We start from the raw sequence: 21,555 nt of genomic DNA on the forward strand, positions 1-21,555 counted from the left end.
CTCTCTGGTCGACGGGTGAGGTGCCTGGATCAGCGGGTGAGCCTGACCGTCACCGTCGAGCGGGCGCCGCCCCTGAGCGTGACGGTCAGCCTGGCCTGGACTCGCGCCCGGTCGGCCAGCAGCGCGCGGGCCCGCCGGTTGAGCGCCACCCGGACGGCGGCGGTCCGGCCGCCGGCGACTGAGATCCGCGCGGTGCCGAGGACCTTGCCGCTCGACCTGAGGGTCAGCGTGCCGGCGCAGCGGACGCCGACCGGGCGGCAGGTGACCTTGAGCGAGCCGGTACGCCGGGTCTTGCCCGCGTCCACCACGGGCGGGCGGACGGTGAGCACCGGCTTGGGCGCGGGAGTGACGACCACCCGGACGACCGTCCGGCTGCCGCTCACCTGGCCGCCACCGGCGTAGGCGACGCTCAGGGAGCGCGTCCCGACCGTGGTCAGGGGACCCACCCTGACGCTCGCCCGGCCGCGGGCCAGCGTCCCGGTGCCGACCACCTTGGCGCCGTCGCGGACGGTGACCCGGCCCGTCGGCGTGGCGCCGTCGGCGGTCACCGTCACGGCGACGTCGGTCGCACCACCCGCCCGCACCGAGGCGGGCTTCGCCGTCGCGGTGACGGTGGAGGCGACGACGTCGGGCTCCTCCAGGTTGTTGATCCGGACGTTGCGGAAGAACACGTCGTCCTGGTCACCGTGGGTCTGCAGCCCGATGTGGGAGGGCAGGTTCATCCGGTCGGGGTCGGTGTCGGTGAAGTCGTTGATCAGGGTGCCGTTGAGGTACACCCGGATCCGGTCTCCCTCGACCACGATCTCGTAGGCGTTCCACTGGCCGGCGGGCTTGAGTGCCGCGTCGCGAGCCTGCGCGTCGGCGGCCTGGAAGTTGTAGATCGCGCCCGTGGTGCTGTCGGCGTCGTCGCTCGGGTCGATCTGAACCTCGTGACCTTGGGTGATCGGCCCGCCCGAGGACGTCCCCGGGTCGGGGAACCCGACGAAGACACCGGAGTTGTCGTCGCCGGGCATCATCCAGTCGAGCCTGAGCGAGTAGGCGTAGTCGATCGGCTCGGTGTGCCAGAGCAGGCCGAACGCTCCCACCGACTTGATCGAGCAGTCGTCCTGTCGGACGAACCGGCCGCCGTCGGCCATCTCCCAGTCCTCGAGGCTGGCGCGGGTGCCGTCGAAGAGCGAGGTGTAGCCGATCTCCGGTCTGACCGGCCGGCAGGTCTCCGGCGGGTCGGGGACCACCGGCGGCTCACCCAGGGTGAAGTCGTCGAACCTGGCGACCTCGGCGCCGGTGCCGTTGTAGGCGGCGACGCCGACCAGCGGGTTGGCCAGGCCGCCCGCGCGCCAGCCGTCGCCGATCGTGACCCAGGTGGCCCCGTCGTCGACCGAGTAGGCGCCCTGGAGCAGCTCTCCGTCGGACCACATGCGCAGCCGGATGTCGGTCTGCTGCCCGGCGGTGATCGGCGCGTTGGCGTACTGCAGGCTGCCGTTGGTCACGCGGGCGAGCTCGGTCGTCCACCCGTTGGTCGGGTGACGCATCACCATGACCTTGCCGTAGTCGCTGGTGCTGCCCCACACGGTCAGGCCGGCCTGGAGGTAGTCGTCGGTGCCGTCGATCGAGACGGTGGTCTCCGCCATCCAGGTGCTGGGGTCGTCGCCGGTGACCGGCTGCAGGATGACGTTCTTGGCGTCGGTCTGCCCGCCGCTGAGGTCACCGGCCTGGGCGTCGATCTCGAGCTTGCCGTCGACCACGCGATACCGGTCGGCGTCCTCGTTGAGGACGTTGGTCCAGCGGCAGCGGTCGAGCGCGTCGCCCTCGAACGGGTCGTCGGGCTCGCCCGTGGGATCACACGTGACCGGTGCGGGCAGCCTGACGTCGAGGTAGTCGAGGTTGACGTTGCCGTCGTCGCCCGGGTCGTAGCGGAAGGTGACGGTGTTCTCGCCCACCCGCAGCGGCAGCTCGCCGGTCCAGGTGCCCCAGGTCTGCCAGGTGCCCGTGCTGGGCAGCGTGATCTGTCGCGGTGCCCCGTTGACCTCGACGGTGAGCCTCTTCGGGCCGTCGTAGGGGTTCGGTCCAGCCGCGTAGCCGAGCGTGACCGGGTGGTTGCCGGCGCTGGTGGTGCTGACGCTCAGACGCGCGCTGGCGCCGGCGTTCTGGAAGCCGCCGACGAAGCCCGAGCCGGAGTAGCCGGGGTGCTCGGTCTGTGCGCTGGCGCCGCCGTTGAGCAGCCCCTCCTCGGCCTCGTAGCGGATGCCGTCCTGCGAGACGATGCCGAGCACGTCGAGGTTGACGTTGCCGTCGTTGCCCTCGTCGTAGCGGATCTCGACGGTGTTGGCGCCGGCGCTCAGGTCCACGGCCTGGCGGAAGGTGCTGTAGCTCTGCCAGGTGCCCGTGGAGGGCAGGGTCACGACCTGGCTCTCACCGTTGACGACCAGGGTGACGGTCTTGGGACCCTGGAACGGGTGGGGGCCGTTGCTGTAGCGCAGGCTCAGGTCGTAGGTGCCGGCCGCGTCGACCGTGACCGCGGAGCGGACGCCCGCGCCGACCTTGTCGAAGCCGCCGACGTACCCGGTGCCGCTGTAGCCCGCGTGCTCGCTCTGCACGTTGGCGCTGCCGAGGAGCTGCTGGTCCTCCTGCTCGTAGACGCCTTCAGGGGGTTCGGGAGCCACGTAGCCGGGGTAGCTGTTCAGCGTGTACCAGCCCTCGGTGCTGTAGAGCTGCTCGCCGCTGTCGGCGGCGAAGGGCCGTGGGGAGCGCAGGTGCACGACGCGATCGGGACGCAGGCCCGCGATCGCCAGGGTCACGGTGCGGCCGTCCTCGGAGGCGGTCGCCGAGGTGACCTCGAGCGTCTCCTCGTTGATCTTCGGGCCGCCGTACTGGGCGGTCGGGCGGTAGCCCCACTGCGTGACGACGTACTTGTCGGGCAGCGACGCGAGGGTCTCCGCACCGATCGGGTGGGTGTAGGTGACCTTGAAGCCTCCCTCGACGACCTCCATGGACTTCATCTCGAACGGCGCGACACCGGTCGGGACGAGCTTCTGCAGGCCGTAGGTCAGCTTGCCCGGCTGCTCCCAGTTGCCGCCGCCGCCGATGCCGCCGACGATCATGGTGCCGCCGTCGCCGAGGAGGACCTCGTTGACGCCGGCCTCGAGTCCCTGGGTCCCGCGGAACACGGCTCCCTGGTACTCGCCCTCGACCTTCTCGAGGAAGGCGCGCTGGAGCCCGCCGTAGGTGACGTCGCCGATCATCATCTGGCCGGCGAACGGCTGACCCTCGGGCACCAGGACCGGGGTGCTCGGCGAGTTGGCGATCTCGTTCTGCGGCAGCCACAGCACCGGCTTGGTGACGGGGTTGCCCTGGAACGGACCGGCCGGGGTGGTCATGTGGTTGAAGAAGCGGTCCTGCTTGACGTGCACGAGCTTCGACGCCGGCAGCCAGCCGCCCTGGTTGTCGGTCACGAAGGCGTCGCCCTCCGGACCCCAGCCGATGCCGTTGGGGGTGCGCAGGCCACCGGCGACCACCTTCATCTCGCCGGTGGTGTCGTCGATGGTGATGCTGTTGCCGCGGATGCTGCCCGCTGCCTGCGGGTTGGTGGTGGCGCCGCCGTAGTCGATGGACACCGAGAGGTTGAGGTGGAACTTGCCGCCCTTGTGGAGCAGGCCGAAGGCGAACTCGTGGAAGTTGCCGCTCGTGGGCACCCTCCACAGCGCCGACTTGGGCTCGTTGAGCAGACCGTTGCCGTCGGTGTCGACGAACTTGCTCAGCTGGTCCTTCTCGCTGACGTAGTACTCGGGCTCGCCGTCGTCGTCGACATCGACGACCGCGACGCCCTGGGGCTCGCGCAGCTCGCCGACGAGCTCGGTGGCGGTGACGTCCTCGGGGCCGTCGGCGGTCTTGACGCCGGTGAGCCGGAAGAGCTTGCCCTCGGAGGTCTGGTCGACCGGGTCGCCCGTGCCTCCCCAGGTGAGGACGAGCAGGTCCTCACCGTCCCAGGCCATGCCGGTGACCTTGGGGTCGAAGCCCGGCGGGCGCAGGTTGACGACCCCGTAGGCCGGGTTGACACCGTCGAGCTGGAGACCGTCGCCGGGAGAGTCCGCCGCGCCCTCGCACTCCTTGTTGCCGGGTGCGGTCACGCGGGTGACCTTCTCCGGGGTGGAGAGGACCGAGGTCGGGACGAGGCTGAACGACGCGTCACCCGGCTTCTTCCAGCTCAGCGTCACCTGCTGGCCGCCGCCGGCCTCGAAGTGCTCGATGAACAGCCGGTGGCTGCCGGTGCTCAGCGAGACGCTGCCGGTCTTGGGGTCCGCGCCGTGGAGACCGTCGTGGTCGATGACGACCTCGTCGTCGATGGAGAGCCGCGACCCGTCGTCACTGCGCAGCTCGAACTCGTAGCTGCCCGCCGTGACGATGTCGAGGTCGGCCAGCGTGTGGCTGATGAAGTTGTCCTCGCGCCCGGCGTCACCGAAGTCGGCAGGCGTCGTCCAGTTGATCGTCGGCTTGAGAAGGTCGACATTCGGGGTCTGGCCCGCCTTGAGCGTGCAGATCTCCTCCAGGTTGTAGGGCACGTGGAAGACCCGCATGGTGACGCCCGGCTCATTGCCCACAGGCACGACCTGCGCAGCACCGGCGCTCGCGCCCGGTGCCGCCGTCGCGGCCAGGACCCCCATGGCGGTGGCGACGGCGAGCCCGATGGCGAGGACCCGATGTGCTCCGCGCGTGGCGGGCGGGCGGTGGGAAGCAGATGACACCGAGGTCGTCCCTCCAGAAGGTATGACGGCCGTCACACGAGCGGCTAGGTCGATTATGACGACAGCAGCACGACTTTTGTCTAGTGCTCGGTTGAAACTTTCCGACTTCGCTCTCCCGATGGCCCGGACGCGCACACGGCAGACCGGGTCGGCCGTCTATCTCCGAGCGGCGCGGCGCGTGGGCGCACGCCCGGCCGACGGTGCCGCAGTGGCGAGCGGGACGAACGGCCGCCACCAGTTGCGGCGGCCCAGCAGGCTCATCGACGCGGGCAGCAGCAGCCCCCGGACCACGGTGACGTCGAGCAGGACGGCGACCGTCATCCCGACGCCGATCTCCTTGACCGCCACCAGCTCGCCGAACGCGAAGCCGAGGAAGACGATCCCGATGCAGATCGCGGCGGCCGAGACGACCGGGCCGGTGGCGGTGATCCCCGCGAGGACGGCGCGGTCGTTGGCCGCGTGCGTGTCGTCGTGCCGCCGGTCCCACTCCTCCTTGATGCGCGAGAGCAGGAAGACCTCGTAGTCCATGGAGAGGCCGAAGACGAAGAGGGAGAGCAGCAGGGGCGTGGTCAGGTCGATGGCGCCCCAGGGCTCGAAGCCGAGGAGCCCGGAGCCCCATCCCCACTGGAAGATCGCCACGAGCACCCCGACGGTGGCCGCCAACGTCAGCAGGTTGAGCAGGAGAGCCTTGAGCGGGACGACGACGGATCCGGTGAGGACCAGCAGCAGGACGAACGTCGCGAGCAGCACGAGGGCCAGCGCGAGCGGCAGCCGGTCCACGGTGGCGTCCTTGGCGTCGACCAGCTCGGCGGCCGGCCCACCCACCAGCAACGGCAGCCCACCGAGGGCCCGGACGTCGCGCACCAGCTCCTGGGCCTCGGGGCCGGCCTGGCGCCCCTCCGGCACCACCTCGAGCCAGGTGACGCCGTCGAGGTCGTCGCGCACGAAGACCTCGTCGGCGCCGGGCAGGTCCTCGAGGTCCTCGAGGAGTCCCTGCACCTGCGCCACCTCGGGGTCGCCGTCGACGAGGACCGAGAGCGGCTGCACGGCCTCGTCGAAGTCCGCCTCGATCGCCTCGGCGGTCCGCCGCTCCTCGCTGCCGGGAGGCAGCGCCGACGCGTCGGAGCTGGCCAGCTGCAGCTGCAGCACCGGGACCGCGAGCACGAGAAGCGCCCCGACACCCGTCAGCGTGACCAGGATCGGGCGGCGCTGGGCGAAGCCGGCCAGCCCGGCGAGGACGCCCGTGCCTCCCCGTGCGCGAGCAGGCCGACGCCAGACCCACGTGCGCGCGCCGCGAGCGGGGACCGTGCGGTGGGCGACGGCGATCAGGGCGGGCACCAGCGTGAGTCCGGCCACCGTGGCCAGCACCACCACGAGGAGGCCACCCAGCGCCATGGCCGACAGCAGCGGGTCGGCGAAGACGTAGAGGCCGAGCATCGAGGTGGCGACCGCGAGCCCCGAGACGAGCAGGGCGCGGCCGGCGGACGCCGTCGTCCGGCTGAGCAGCACATCGAGCGGAGCCTTGCGGTCGGCAGTCCGCTCCTCGCGGAACCGGAAGACCATGAGCAGGCTGTAGTCGACGGCGAGCCCGAGGCCGAGCAGCGTGACGACGTTGACGGCGTACTCGCTGACGGGGACGAGGTCCGCCAACGCGGTCAGGGCCAGGAGCGTGGTCGTGATGACGGCGAGGGCCGCGGCCAGCGGGACCGCGGCGGCGCGCAGCCCGCCGAGGATGAGCAGAAGGGCCACCGCGAGGAAGCCGAGCGCGATCAGCTCGCCGCGGACGGTGTCGGCGATGGCCTGCTCGGCGAAGGCCTGCACGGCCAGCAGCTCACCGCCGACGAGCACCTGAGGTGCGTCGATGGCACGCAACGCCTCGGCCACCTCGCCGGCGACGGAGAGGGCCTCGTCCTCGGTCAGCCCGCGCTCCAGCTCGACGACCACGAGTGAGCTCTCTCCGTCGTCGCCGATGACGCCGCCCGAGGTGTAGGCGTCGGTCACCTCCGAGACCCCGTCGATCTCCCGGATCTCGAACATGATGCGGCTGGCCTGGCTGACCAGATCGGTCGCGAAGAACTCCCTCCCTGCGATGACGGCCACGACGGACTCCCCCTCGGGCTCGAGCTCGTCGATGCGTTCGGCCACCTCCGTCGACTCCAGCCCCGGGCGACTGCTCTCCGGGGTGTCGGTCCGGTCGTAGACCGATCCGCCCAGGACCGCTCCGGCCGTCGTGGCGAGCACCCACCCGGCGAGCACCCAGTGGCGCCGCCGGGCGGCCCCGGCACCCAGTCGCGGCAGCACGCGTCCCCTGCCCGTCACACCGCACTCCTACCCGAGCACTTTTGCCAGCGCGGTAGGCAGAACTGGGCCATGCGTCGCACAGTATCGCTCCCTGGCCGCCTTCCGCGTGCCAGAATGAGCGCATGACGCAGACCCTCCCCGCCGCGAGCGCGGAGGCCGCGACCCCGATGCCCACGGCGGCACCGCCCGGCGGAGGCGATCTGCTCAACCTGATGCTCGACGGGCAACCGCGCACCCGCGCCGACCTCATCGAGCTCACGGGCCTCGCGCGCTCCACCGTCGCCGGCCGCATCGAGGGCCTGCTCTCGGTGGGCCTGCTCCAGCCCTCGGGTCAGAGCCGCTCCACCGGTGGCCGGCCACCCACGCGCTTCGCGTTCAACCCCCGCGCCAAGCTGGTGCTGGCCGCCGACTTCGGGGTCACCCACGGCCGCGCCGCGCTCACGGACCTCACCGCCACCGTGCTCGCCGAGGAGCTGAGCGACCTCGACATCGCCGCCGGGCCCGAGGCGACCCTCGGCTGGCTCGTCGACGTGGCCGACAGGCTGCTCGCCCAGGTGGGGCGGCGCCGTAGCGATCTCGCCGGCGTCGGCATCGGGCTGCCCGGCCCGGTCGAGCACCAGACCGGTCGCCCGGTGAAGCCGCCGATCATGCCCGGCTGGGACGACTTCGACGTCGCCGCGTGGGTCACCGAGCGCATGGGCGTCCCGGTCCTCGTCGACAACGACGTCAACCTGATGGCTCTCGGCGAGCACTCCGTCGTCTATCCGCAGGTCGAGCACCTCGTGTTCGTCAAGATCGCCACCGGCATCGGCGCGGGCATCATCAGTGGCCGGCGCCTGCACCGCGGCGCCCAGGGCTCCGCGGGCGACCTCGGCCACGTGCAGAGCCCCCGCGGCGGTGGCGCCTTGTGCAGCTGCGGCAACCGCGGCTGCCTGGAAGCGATCGCCAGCTCACGCACCATCGCCCAGGAGCTCGACCCCGACCACCTCGGCGGGGCGGACGCATCCCGGCTCGTCCTGGAGCGCCTCTCCCGCGGGGACCGCGACGCCGTCGCCGCCATCCGCCGCGCCGGTCGCGACATCGGCGAGGTGCTCGCCTCCTGCGTCAGCCTGATGAACCCCTCGGTCATCGTCCTCGGCGGCGCGCTGGGCGGCGGCGCCCCCAGCCTCTTGGCCGGCGTGCGCGAGGCCATCTACGCCCGCTCGCTGCCGCTCGCCACCGGAGAGCTCATCGTCGTCCCCGCGCAGACCGGCGATCACGCCGGCGTCATCGGCGCGGCCACCATGGCCGTGCAGCAGTACCTGGCGCCGCAGTCGGTGGACGCGATGCTGGCGAACCCGCCGGCGCACGCGGTCGTGCTGTAGCCGGGGTCGGGCCTCTTCGGCGCGCCGCCGCTCGCGGCCAGCGCGTCGCCGACGGGCGCCGGAGACCGGGCGCCCCGGGTGTCTCTCCCGAGGTGCCCGGCCTCCGAGCGGTGCCGCCGGGTCCCGTCAGCGGCGGATGCGGAAGCTCCACCTGGTGACCGTGCGGTTGCCGGCGGCGTCGATCGCCACCAGGCGCACCGTGTGGCGACCGACCGACATGGCTCTGCCGGGCGTCCAGGTCATCCGGTCACGCGCGCGGTCGAACCGCACCCCCCGGACCCGCCTGCCGTCGACGGACAGCTCCACGGCACGCACCCTCGACGTGGCGTCGGTGACCACGGCCCGCACCGTGGGCGTCCGGTCACGGACGCTGCCGGTCGGGCCCACCGCGCGGATGCGTGGTCCCGTGCCGTCGACGGTCCAGGTCGCCGTGGCCGGCGTGGCGTCGACGCCACCCGCGGTCACCGCGCGGACCCGGAGGGTGTGCCGGCCGTCCCTGAGCCCTCGCAGGGTCCTCGGGGACGTGCACGGCGTCCACGCCGAGCCGTCGAGCGAGCACTGGAACGTCGCCGCGCCGGAGCCGGGCCCGGTGGCGGTGAACCGGATGGTCGCCGTCCGCGCCCGGATGGTGCCGCGGGGCGCCGCCGTGATCCGGGTGTCGGCCACGGGCTCCGCGGCCTCGGTCACCGTGACCGTCACCGTGCCGGTGTCGGAGCCCTCTCCGTCGGAGACGGTGTAGTCGAAGGTGTCCGTGCCGGTGTAGCCGGCGTCCGGGGTGTAGGCCACCGTGCCGTCGGGGTTGACCGCCGTGGTGCCGTGCGCCGGGTCGGTGGCCCCCGTGACGGTCAGGTCATCGCCGTCCGGGTCGGTGTCCCCGCTCAGGACGGGCACGTCGACGCGCGTGTCCTGAGGCGTGGTGGCGGTGTCGTCGTCGGCGACGGGGGGCCCGTTCTCGCCGCCGCTCCCGGTGACCCGGAAGTACTCGAAGGTGGCCGTCCGGCCGGGCTGCTGGACCCCGATGGCGAAGACCCCGAAGTCCATGTCGGCGGACGGGTTCGTGACGGTGCCGACCGGCTGCCAGTCACCGCCATCGAAGGCCACCTCCCCGAAGTAGCTGTCGCCGGTCTTGGTCAGCCGCAGCCGGTACGACGACACGTTGGCCGGGGCGGCGACCTCGGGCTGTGGGTTGAGGATCGCCGCGTTGGACTCCGAGCGGAGCTCCACCCGGTTGATGCGACCCGCGTTGGTGTCGGAGATCGGGTCCAGCTTGACGTAGTTGTCGTCGTCGCCGTAGACGATCAGCCCAGCCTGCGCGTAGCCGTCGGTGTAGGTGCCTCGTAGGCGCGTCTCGATGACGTAGTCCTCGGAGGCGTTGCTGTGCGACTGCAGGATCAGGTTGGTCGTCGCCGACGGGTCGGACGTCTGGTAGAGGTCGCCGGCGGTGGTCGTGATCCTCAGCTCTCCTTCGCTGACCTCGTAGCGGCTCGGATCCTCCCGGACGATGGCGTTCCAGCGGCACGAATCCAGCTCGCTACCGTCGAACTCGTCGCTCGGCTCGGTCGTGCCGCCGCTGCCGTCCGGCTCGAAGCGGATCCAGTCGAAGGACGCCTCGGGCGTCGTGGCCGCGGCTCCCGACACCGCGGCCGGACCGACCCGGGGATCGGCGAAGCTGGACATCGGGGCCGGCCGGCCGACCGGCGAGAAGGTCTCGCCGTCGGTCGAGTACGACGCCCTCAGGTCCGTGCCGTCGGAGGACAGCCGCACGTAGTAGGTCGAGGGGAACCCTGCCGGGACGCCCCCCAGCTTGTCCTCGGCCTCGTTGCGCGGCTGGCCCGCAGCCTCATAGATGAACTCGACGTCGCGACTGCCGCCGGCCGAGATCAGGTGCACCGAGGCGTAGTGGTCGTCGTCGGAGTAGAGCCGCAGGCCCGCCTGGTGGTAGTTCTCGGTGACCTCGGCGCTCACCTTGGCCGTCACCTGCCACGGACCGGCGGGGGTCTGCTGGAGGATCAGGTCGTTGACGTTGCCTCCCGGGCCGTACAGGCTCGAGCTCGCGATCGGCATCCTGAGGCTGCCGTCGGAGACGCGGTACTCGTTGGCCTCGCGGACGACCTCCCACTTCCCGTCGAGCGACGTGCCGTCGAACTCGTCGGACTGCTGGACGCCACAGCTGTCGAGGACCCGGACCTGGACCGTCGAGGTTCCGGTGGCCCCCTGCGCGTCGGTGACGGTGAGACGCGCGGTGTAGGTGCCCGGCTGGGTGTAGGTGTACTGGGCGTTCAGCGTGGTGGCCGTGTCACCCTCACCCGGGACGCCGAAGTCCCACGCGTAGGTGAGCGCGTCACCGTCGTAGTCGGACGCCGAGCCGGTGAAGTCGACCGTCAGCGGCGCCGTGCCCGAGGTGGGGGTGGCCTCCACTCCGACCTGAGGCCTGGAGTTGAGCGACACACCCTTGCCGGCGGCGTCGAGGAAGTTCAGGTTGAACAGCCCGGTGGCAGCGGGGTTGGCGTTCGTGAACACCAGGAACAGCTCGTGCGAGCCCTGCTGCGCCGACGCGGCGATGTCCATGTCGACGAACCGCCAGCTCTGCCAGCCTCCGGTGACCGGCACGTCGACGGTGCCGGCCAGGGGGCCGGTCGGGCTGTCCAGACGGGCCTCGATGGTGCCGCCGGCTCCGGCCGAGGCGACGCGGAAGCGCAGCTTGGGCACCTGGAACAGGCTGATGGGCTCGTACGAGACGTAGTCACCGGCGTCGATGTTGGACACGTTGCGGGCACCGCCCAGCGGGTCGGTCGTGGCCTCGGTGGCCACTCCCTGCTGGGTCGTGAAGTGCTCGGCCTGCTTGCGTTTGGGCTGCAGGACGGCCTCATCCTCCCCGGTCAGCTCCTGGGCGCCGGTGCCACCCTCGTCGGTGTAGCTGGCGTTGATGACACCGAAGATGTTGGCCGACGGGTCGTGGCCCTCGTCGCGGATCGTCTGGAGATCCAGCACGCAGCCGGTCCCGCCGCTCAGCGGGTGCCCATGGGAGTCGTGGCCAAGGACATAGTCGATCTCGACCCTGCTGCAGTCGATCTCGTCCTCCTCGGGGTCGCTCACCTGGACCTCGACGCGCACCCGGTCGCCGAACTCGAAGAATGCGCCGTCGGGCGGCATCACGATCTCCACGGTGGGCGCGGTGTTGCCGACCGTGATGACCACGGTGGCCACGCCGGTGCGCCCGGTGGTGTCGGTGACCGTGAGGCGCGCGTCGTAGACGCCGTTGGCGGTGTAGGTGAACGACGGGTTGGCCTGCGTCGAGTCCACGGTGCCGTCGTTCTGGAAGTCCCAGGCGTAGGAGGCGATCGAGTCACCCTCGTCGGGGTCGCTCGAGCCCTCGCTGGAGAACTGCACCACCAGCGGCGCCTGGCCGGAGGTGGGAGTGGCACTGGCGGTGGCGCTCGGCGAGCGGGCGCCCTCGTTGATCGCGTTGATCTTGTAGATCGCGGAGTTCTCGTTGCCGGTGAAGTAGCCGCCGTTGCCGTAGTCGAGGACGTAGAGCGAGCCGTCAGGCCCGAACTCCATGTCCATGACCGCGTAGAGCGTCGAGGAGTCGAAGAACGGGTCGATGCCCGCGACGTCGCCCTCGGCGTCCATCGCGACGTCGCGGATCCAGCCTCGGGTCCATTCACCCGCGAAGAAGTGGTTGTCGAAGTACTCGGGGAACTTCACGTCCGACTCGAGGTCGGGGTCGTAGTTGTAGACCGGCCCCGCCATGGGGCCTTCGCCGCCGCCACCGAACTCGTTGGTGGTGCGGCCGCCGTAGGTGACGTTGCCGCCGTCGTAGGAGATCCACGCCGGCTGGGCCGGAGGCAGGTCGGTCAGCCCGGTGTTGCGCGGACTGGTGTTGACCGGGGCGGCGCAGTTGAACTTCGGGCCGGACGTGCCGGTCGCGAAGTCGTAGTCGTTGTAGGTCTCGGCGGCGGTGTTGGCGCCGGTGCAGTAGGGCCAGCCGAAGTTGCCGGCCTGGCGGATCTGGTTGAACTCGACCTGGCCTCCCGGGCCACGGGTGGGGCTGGCGGAGCCGGCGTCGGGGCCGTACTCGCCGACGTAGACGTAGCCGGTGCGCTTGTCGACCGTCATGCGGAACGGGTTGCGAAAGCCCATCGCGTAGATCTCGGGACGGGTCTTCTGCGCGGTGTCGGCCGCCTCGTCGAAGAGGTTGCCCGCCGGGACCGTGTACGACGCCGCGGCCGGGTCCGGCTTGATCCGGATGACCTTGCCGCGCAGGTCGTTGGTGTTGGCCGAGCTGCGCTGGGCGTCGTAGGCCGGGTTGCGCGTCTCGCGCTCGTCGAGCGGGCTGTAGCCGTCGGAGGCGAACGGGTTGGAGTCGTCGCCCGTGGAGAGGTAGAGGTTGCCGTCCGCGTCGAAGTCGATGCCGCCGCCGGCGTGGCAGCAGATGCCGCGGTCCGCCTCGACGCGCAGGAGCTCCTGCTCGGTGCCGAAGTCGAGGTCGTCGTCGACCATCTTCACGCGCGAGAGGCGGTTGTAGCCGCTCCAGGTCGCCCAGGTCGCAGCGGTCCCGTCGTTGGGGGCGTCACCGGAGGGCGTGTCGAGCGGCGGGGCGTAGTAGAGGTACACCCAGCCGTCCTGCTCGAAGTTCGGGCTGACCGCGATGCTCTGCAGCCCGTCCTCGTCGTGGCTGTAGATCGGCACGTCGTGGAGCTCGGTGGTGTTGCCCTCGAGGTCGGTGAGGAAGATCCGACCGTCGCGGGCGTTGTGCAGCACCCGGCCGTCGGGCAGCACCGACAGCGCCATCGGCTCGCCGATCTTGTCGTCGCCCTTCGCCAGCGTGATCTGGTCGAACGAGGCGTCGCTCGGCGGCACGTCGGTGCAGGCGTCCGGGGCCTGGTCGGCGGCGTACTGGATGCCGCCGAGCAGATGGGTGCGGAACAACGGCTCGCTGAACGAGGCATCGGTGTGACCGCCGCCGGTGTAGAAGCTGCGACCGCCGTCGAACTCCTGGTACCAGGCGATCGGGTGGTCGTCGTCGGTGGCGTTGCCGTCGTTCTCGACGTAGGTCGACTCGTCGAGCGTGGCGATCACGTTGACGTCGCCGCGCGGGCTGTAGTCGGCGCCGCCGCCGTTGACCACGGGGTTGTCCTTGGACTGGAAGTTGTACCACTCGTCGGTGCGGACCCACTCGTCCGGCAGCGCGCAGGACGAGGGGGTCGTCTTATCCTCGACGTCGATGGTCGCGGTCGGGGTGCCGGCCGGGTGGCTCTGGAAGTAGGCGCCCACGAGGTCGCCGTACCAGGGCCAGGTGTACTCGGTGTCGGAGGCCGCGTGCACGCCGACATAGCCACCGCCGGCCTGGATGTACCTCTCGAACGCTGACTGCTGGGTGCCGTCGAGCACGTCGCTGGTGGTCGAGAGCCACACGACGGCCTCGTACTGCGCCAGGTTGGCGTCGGTGAACTGGGTGGCGTCCTCGGTCGCGGTGACGTTGAAGCCGTACTGCGCTCCGAGACGCTGGACGGCGCGGACCCCCGCGCCGATCGAGCCATGGCGGAAGCCGGTCGTCTTGCTGAAGACGAGGACGTCGTACGTCGCCGGCGCAGGGAGGGCCGGGGCCGCAGCGGCGGCTCGGGCTGGAGCAGCGGCACGCGGCGCCGGACCGCTCTGCACCACGGCGGGCGCCACGGCGGGCAGGTCGGCGGAGGCGACAGCGGGCAGATCGGGGGGCAGGTCGGCGGGCGCACCGGCCGTGGCGGCCGAGGCCGGGTCGACGGACATGGTGCCGATGACGGCCACGGCCGCCAGGCCTGCGACGCACGCCTTGAGCGACGTCTTGATGCGCGTGGCGGGTGAGCGGAAGCTGCTCATGCTGTCCTGCCTTCTCTTGACTCCGGCGTCGTTGCCGGACTGCTGCGGTGGAGGGTGCGGGAGGGGGTGGTGCCCGGCAGGGTCATCGCCGGAGGGTGAAGCGCCATTGCATGACGGTGCGGTTGCCGGCCGCGTCGACCGCGACCAGCCGAACGGTGTGGCGGCCGACCGAGAGCGGGCGGCCGGAGGTCCAGGTCATCCGGTCGGCCCGGGCGTCGTAACGCACACCACGGACCACGCGGCCGTCGACTCGGAGGGTGAGCTGGTTGCGGGTCAGCTGGCTGCCCGGGTCGCTCACCGTGGCGCGGACCGTGGGCGTCCGGTCGCGCGTGCTGCCCCGGGGGGCGGTCGCCCGGACCACGGGCCCACGGGTGTCGACCCGCCAGGTGTGCGCCGCGGGCGTGGCGTCGGTGTTGCCCGCCGCGTCGGTGGCGCGCACCCGCATCCGGTGGACGCCGTCGCGCAGGTTGCGCAACGTCACCGTCGCTGCGCAAGGGCGGTAGACCGAGCCGTCGAGGCTGCACTCGAAGGTCTCTCCGGCCTCGCTGGAGGCGAACCGCAGGGCCGCGGTCCGGCTCCTGGTGACGGCACGCGGACCGGAGACCACGCGCGTCTGCGGCGCGACGGTGTCGGTCCCTCCACCCTGCTCGACCACGATCTCGACGGAGTCGGTGGCCTTCTCCCCGGTCGCCTCGTCGGTCACGGTGACGGTGGCGGTGTGGGTGCCGGCCTCGGTGTAGGTGTGCTTCGGCGCCTCGCCCGCGCCACTCTCGCCGTCGCCGAAGTCCCAGTCGTAGGTCAGGCCGGTCGGCTCGAGGTCCACGCAGCCGATCCGCTTCGCCATGTTGTCGGGGTCGTGCACCACGATCGAGACCGCCTTGGGACCCGCCCGCAGCTCGCTGTGCTTCATCAGCTCCGGGCTGGCGCCGGCGGCGTCGGAGGTGAACGGCAGCCAGATCTCGTTGCCCTCCCCGTAGGGCAGCGTCTCGTCGAAGCGGAAGTGCGGACCGCCGTTGGCGGGCGACGAGCAGGCCTGCTCGTGGACGTGGACCATATGGGCGGCGTTGGGCTTGAGCCCGCTGACCGCGAGGGAGGTCATGGTGTGGTCGGCCCCCCGGATCATCTCGGCCTCGCCGGTCAGCTCCGGGTAGGCCGCCAGCCCGTCGGCGAAGGGCTTGACCTCGCCGGCGGTCCTCGACGCCTCGGTGACCGTCGTCGCGAAGGCGACGTCGAGCGGCGAGACGCCCCGCGTCGGCGTGGCCGTGGCCTCGACCCCGAGCACCGGCTCGACCGGATCGCCCCCGACCACGATCTGCACGCTGGCCGTGCCCGTGTTGCCCTCGGGGTCGGTGGCGCTCAGCACCGCCGTATAGGTGCCCGGCTGGGTGTAGGTGTACTGCGCCCGCGCCGTGGCCGCCTTGTCGGCGTCGGTGCCGGGCACCCCGAAGTCCCAGGCATAGGTGATGTTCCCGCCCTGCTCGTCCTGGGCGCCGCCCATGAAGACCACGTTGAGCGGCGCTCTGCCCGACCTGGGATTGGCGCTGGCGGTGACGATGGGCTTGACCCCGCCGGTGACGGTGATCAGGAAGTCGTCCTCGTAGACGCCGCCCTTCCCGTCGGAGACCTTGAGCGTCGCGGTGTAGCGGCCGGGGGTCGTGTAGTTGAAATGGGCATGCGTCGACGTCGACTTGTCGGAGCTGTCGTCGGCGGTGCCGAAGTCCCACTCGTAGGTCAACGGGTCGCCGTCGGGGTCGGTGGCCTTGGCCTCGAAGTGGACGTACAGCGGCGCTCCGCCCGTGCGCGGGTCCACGAGCGGGGTGGCCGTCGGTGGCCGGTTGGGCTCGGCCGCCTCGACCACCACGGTGCCGCGCATCGTCCCGCCGTGGATCGAGCACCAGTACTCGTAGGTGCCGGGCTTGGTGAAGGTGTAGCGGACCGGCGCCCCCTGGGGATCGCGGTACTCCCGCAGCGGCGGGTCCCAGTCGTCGGAGGAGTCGAGCGAAGTGATGTCGTGAGCCATGGTGGCGCGGTCGAACTGCCACTCCACGGTGTCGCCGACCTGGACGGTCACCTCCGAGGTGCCGGTGTCGGGCGAGACCCACTGGTTGGTGGTGGCCGTGTCGACGGCGTCGACGACCCAGGTCCGCCCGCCGGGCACCGGCTCGCCGGAGAAGCGGACGTAGTCGTACTCGGCGACCGGTGCGGTCGAGGCGCTGCCCCGCAGCGCCATCACGCCGACCCGCGGCGCGTTGATGCCCTCCAGGCTCCGGTCGTCGCCCACCTTGGTGAAGGTCTCACCGTCGGTCGAGTAGTAGCCGGTCAGCCTGGTGCCGTCGGAGGCCATCCGCAGCCAGAACGTGGTCGGGAAGTCGGCCGGCAGGAACGGCCCGCCGAAATCTCCGCCGCCGGTGTGCCAGTTGCCGCTGAAGTCGAAGCTGTTGTTGGGATCGCTGCTCTTGAGGAACTCGATCCACTCGTTGCCGGCGGTGCTCTTGCGGACGAACATCAGCTTGGCGAAGCCGGAGCCGGCGGCGCCCGCGACCACGAGCCCGGCCTGCTGGCCCTCCTCGTCGGGATCGAAGGTCAGCTTGGTCGTGGCCTGCCACTCACCCTCGGCGGTCGCCTGGGTGATGACGTTGGAGGCGGTGGAGTACTCCCCCGGGCCGGCCTGCAGGCGGAGCGCACCGTCGCCGACCTCGTAGAGATCGGGGTTCGCGCGGCGGATGCTCCAGCGGCAGTTGTCGAGCAGCTCGTCGTCGTCGAACTCGTCGGAGCGCCGCTGGTCGCACGGCGGCTCCTCGACGGGGATCAGCGCGGAGATCGCGAAGATGTGCAGCTTCGGGTCGACGGGCAGGGTGATGCTGGCGACCTCCTTGTCCTGGAGCGGGACGGACTGCGCCCAGAGGAACACCCGGGGTCCGGTGTTGCCGCCTGCGTCGTGGCGGTGCGGCATGTCGACCGCGACCGTCTCGCCGAACTTCGGGGACTGCGCCCAGTCGGTGAAGCGCAGCTGCACCGTGGACGTCGTGCCGTCGGCGTAGGTGAGGGTGGCCGCCTGCTGCACGTCGCCGTTGTGGGCGGCACCCAGGACGCTCAGCCCGGTGAAGCGGCCCCCCGGGAGCGCGATCACCTGGCCGTCGGCCTCGACGTTGTTGAGCTTTCCGTCGGCCGGGCTAGGGAACTCGTAGTCGACCCCCTCGATGACCACCGAACCCCCGTTGGCGCGCACGGGCTCGGGCAGCGTCTCGCTGGCGTAGGTCCACCCGCCGCCGTCGAAGTTGCCGTCGCCCGGGCTGTCCGGCGTCGAGATGCCGTCGTTGTTGAAGTACGACGTCAGGTCGGCCACGGCGCGGCACACGCCGCCCTCGAGAGCGCGCACCCGCACCGTGGCGGTGCCCACGTTGTCGTCGGGGTCGGTCACGGTCAGCGTCGCGGTGTAGGACCCCGGCCGCTCGTAGGTGTAGGTCGGGCTCGCCTGCGTCGAGGTGTCGTCGTCGCCCTCGTCACCGAAGTCCCAGGCGTAGGTGACGCTCTGGTCCTGCGGGTCCGTGGCGGAGCCGGTGAAGTCGACCCGCACCGGCGCGATGCCACAGCTCGGGGCGGCGGAAGCCTGGGGGACCGGGTCGGTCAGCACGACCACCGCCGTGGCGTCCACGGGCTGGCCGCGGGTCCCGTCGACGTCGATCGGGGTGACCGTGGCGGTGAAGCTGCCCTCGCCGGTGTAGGTGTGCTCCACGACGGCACCGGCGATCTGCGGAGCCGAGCCGTCGCCGAAGTCCCACTCGTAGGTCAGCGCGTCGCCCTGCCGGTCGACACCGTCGGCGGTGAAGGTGACCTCGAGCGGGGCGGCGCCCCGGACCGGGCTGACGGCGACGGTGTTGACGAAGGGCTCGTCGACGACCAGGGGCTTGATCTGGACGTTGCGGAAGGACACGGTGTCGGGGGTGCCGTGGTTCTGCAGGCCGACGAAGCCGGTGGTGCCGCGTGATCCGTCGGAGGTGTAGCGGTTGACCTCGACGCCGTTGAGGGTCATCACGTAGGTCTGGCCGACAACCCGGATCTCGTAGTCGTTCCACTCCCCGTTGGGCTTGGCGTTGCGTCGGTCCTCGCGGTCGAAGTTGTAGACCGATCCGGTCTTCTGCGGCTCGTCGTTGGCGGCGCCCTCCTTGATCTGGATCTCGTGGCCGCGGTCGACCGCGACGAACGGGTCGTCTCCGGGATCGGGGAACCGGGTGAAGACGCCGGAGTTGTCACCGTCGTCGGACAGCTTGAACTGCAGCTTGAGCGAGTAGTCGTCGTACTGCTTGACGTCGTTCCACAGCAGTCCCAGCCCACCGAACGAGGTCAGGGCGCAGTCCTCGACGGTGAACCCTCCGGGGCCGGACTGCTTCCAGCCGGTGAGGTCGCGACCGTTGAACAGCAGCTCGTATCCGGCGTCGGGTGTCGGCGGGGTGGCGCAGGCGCGCCGCACCACCACGCCGACGGTCTTGGCGCTGCTCTTGCCGGTGGCGTCGGTGGCGGTGACTCTTGCCGTGTAGCTGCCCGCCGCGGCATAGGTGTAGCTGGCCGCCGCACCGGCGGCGGTGTCGCCCTCGGTGCCGGGGACGCCGAAGTCCCAGGCGTAGGTGATGGCGTCGTCGTCGGGGTCGGTGGCGGTGGCCGTGAAGTCGACCTTCAGCGGCGCGGCGCCGTCGGCGGGGGTCGCGGTGGCGCTGGTGATGAACGGCGCGACGTCGGCCGCGACCCCGGTGCCGGCGAAGCCGATCTCGTCGAAGTTGATCTCACCGCCGCCGGTGTAGACGAAGAACAGCGCGCGTCCCCCCTGGTCGGCGTCCCGGCTGGTGACCTGACCGGTGACCGTCTTGTAGAAGTAGAGGCCGGAGGTGGCGCCGTCGAGGGGGATCCGGGCGGCCACGGGCCCCGTGGCCGAGCCCGCGCGGGCCTCGATCGCCGCGCCGGCGGCCGGGGAGCCGGAGTAGCGCACCGAGATCGAGTTCATGTTGGCCAGGCTCATCGGCTGGTAGGACACCGAGTTGCCGTTGCCCATGCCGGTGATGATCCCGCCGGCGCCGGGACGCGTGCCGGACTTGTCGTCGTAGCCGGTCTCACCGACGCCGGAGCGCCCGGTGGCGTGCTCGGCCTGACGGAGCTTGGGCTGCAGGGTGATGAAGTCCCGGCCCTCGAGCGGGCCGTTGACGCCGCCGTTGCCGCCGGTGTCGGCGTAGGCCGCGGAGAGGACGCCGTAGGTGTTGGCGTCGGGCCCGTGGTCGGTCGAGGCAGCCGTGGTCATCACGCCCTCGCACCCGGTGACGCTGAGGTTGGGGTGCACGTGCGCGTCGTGGCCGAGGCCCTCGGAGACGGTGACCTTGGCGCAGTCGACCGGCGCCTCCTTGTCGGTCACGTCGACGTCGAAGCGGAGCTTGTCACCGGAGCTGAAGAAGCCGCCATCGACCGGCGCCTTGAGGTCGACGACCGGTCTGGTGTTGCCGACGTTGACGATCGCCTGGGCGGTCGCGGTCTTGCCGGTGGGGTCGGTGACCGTGAGGACCGCGGAGTAGTCGCCGGCGGCGCTGTAGGTATGGGCCGGGTTGGCGGCCGTGGAGTCCACCGTGCCGTCGCGGTCGAAGTCCCAGGCGTAGGTGAGGGCGCCGCCGTCGGGGTCGCTGCTCCCGGCGCTGGAGAACGTGACGCTGAGCGGGGTGCCACCTTCCGACGGGGTGGCCGCCGCCTTGGCGACCGGGGCCCGGCCGTTGGCGGCGTAGTCGACGCGGACCAGCTTGGTGTCCGGCGATCCGGAGAAGAAACCGGAGCCGTACTCGAGCACGTAGAGCGAGCCGTCCGGACCGAACTCCATGTCACCGGGGGCGGAGAAGCCGCTCATGAACGTGTTGATCGAGGCGATCGAACCGTCCGGGTTGAGGCGGACCTCCTTGATCCAGCCGCGGCTCATCTCGGAGATGAACACCGAGCCCTCGAAGTGCGTGGGGAACGCGGTCTCCTTGGCCATGGCGTTGCGGGACTGGCGATAGACCTGCGCGCCGGTCGGGGTGGAGCCCTCGACCTGGGGGTACTTGAACGGCGCGGACGTGGAGTACGGGATCCAGGCGTCGGTCATCGGCGGCAGGTCGGCAAGGCCGGTGTTGTTGGGCGAGTCGTTGACGCCCTTCATGCCGCTCGGGTCGTTGCAGGGGAAGCGCTTCGGGGAGCCGTCGGCGTTGGTCCTGTAGCGGTCGGCCGTGAAGTCCCAGTCGACGTAGGCGCCGCCGAACCGCTGGTCGGTGAGGTCGTCGCCGACCTCGCCGCCGCAGTACGGCCAGCCGCCGTTCATCGCCTCCGTGGTGCGGTTGAACTCCTCCTGGTGGCGCGGACCACGGTTGGGGTCGTTGGTGCGGGAGTCCGGGCCGACCTCACCCCAGTAGATCGCGTCGGAGTCGGGGTCGGTGCCGAGGCGGTAGGGGTTGCGCAGGCCCATCACGAAGATCTCGGGCCGGGTCTTGCCGGCCTCGGCGGCGGGGTACTTCGCCCCGGCGTACTTGCCGCCCTCGCCGAACATGTTGCCGTCGGGGATGTCGTAGGACATGCCGGCGCTGCTCTCGGGAGGGTTCTCGTCACCGGCGTCGTCGGCGCGCGGGATGACGCGCAGGATCTTCCCGCGCAGGTCGTTGGTGTTGGCCGAGGAGTCCTGGGCGTCGTAGTCGTTGCGGCCGGGGCGCTCGTCGTGCGGCGAGAAGCCTCCATTGTCCGAGGAGGAGGTGTTGTCACCGGTCGCCAGGTGCAGGACGTTGCCGTCGAACTGCAGGGAGCCGGCGGAGTGGCAGCAGATGTTGCGCTGGGTGCCGACCTCGAGGATCACCTTCTCCGACGACTTGGCGATCGAGGCCGTGCCGGTCGCGGCGTCCTCGGTGAGCGTCAGGCGCGAGAGGCGGTTGGCGTTGTGCGACTCCGGCAAGGGGGCGTAATAGACGTAGAGGTGGTTGTTGGTGGCGAAGTCCGGGTCGAGCGTGATCCCGAGGCCACCGTCCTCGAGCCCGCTCCACACGCCGAGCTCGGTGTTGAGCATGATGATCTCGATGGAGCCGTCGGCGGGGTCGTACATCTGGATGTCGCCGGCCCGGGTGATGAAGAGGACGCGGCCGTCGGGCGCGACGGTGAGCTCCATGGCCTCGCCCAGGGTGTTGCCCTGACCCAGCACGACCTTCTGGAACTTGCTGAGGTCCGGGGGGTCGTGGGGCCCCCGAGCCCCGGGTGGCGGCGCCCGGGGCGGCCCCCAGGGCCCCCGAGGGCCC

Annotated in this window: 5 protein-coding genes; 1 reads left to right on the plus strand and 4 read right to left on the minus strand. The window is 71.2% G+C overall.

The features are described from left to right. Positions 1–29 precede the first annotated feature (29 nt). The gene (locus LRP67_RS01135) at positions 30–4,742 is read right to left on the minus strand and encodes a family 16 glycoside hydrolase (protein WP_231268252.1); all 4,713 of its coding nucleotides are present in this window, start codon (positions 4,740–4,742) and stop codon (positions 30–32) included. Between the two features lie 156 nt (positions 4,743–4,898). Then, positions 4,899–7,061, minus strand: coding sequence for an MMPL family transporter (locus tag LRP67_RS01140; RefSeq protein ID WP_231268253.1), 2,163 nt, complete (start codon positions 7,059–7,061; stop codon positions 4,899–4,901). A gap of 104 nt (positions 7,062–7,165) precedes the next feature. Between LRP67_RS01140 and LRP67_RS01145 the strand changes: the two genes are divergently transcribed. Next, positions 7,166–8,407: an ROK family protein gene (locus LRP67_RS01145; protein WP_231268255.1), complete on the plus strand. Its 1,242-nt coding sequence runs from the start codon at positions 7,166–7,168 to the stop codon at positions 8,405–8,407. 126 nt (positions 8,408–8,533) lie between these two features. Here LRP67_RS01145 and LRP67_RS01150 read toward each other — a convergent pair whose 3' ends face one another. Next, positions 8,534–14,269, minus strand: coding sequence for a ThuA domain-containing protein (locus tag LRP67_RS01150; RefSeq protein ID WP_231268257.1), 5,736 nt, complete (start codon positions 14,267–14,269; stop codon positions 8,534–8,536). A gap of 82 nt (positions 14,270–14,351) precedes the next feature. Then, positions 14,352–21,461, minus strand: coding sequence for a PKD domain-containing protein (locus tag LRP67_RS21190; protein ID WP_308189679.1), 7,110 nt, complete (start codon positions 21,459–21,461; stop codon positions 14,352–14,354). Positions 21,462–21,555: the final 94 nt, after the last annotated feature.

Source organism: Nocardioides sp. cx-169 (assembly GCF_021083605.1).
Taxonomy (GTDB): Bacteria; Actinomycetota; Actinomycetes; order Propionibacteriales; family Nocardioidaceae; genus Nocardioides.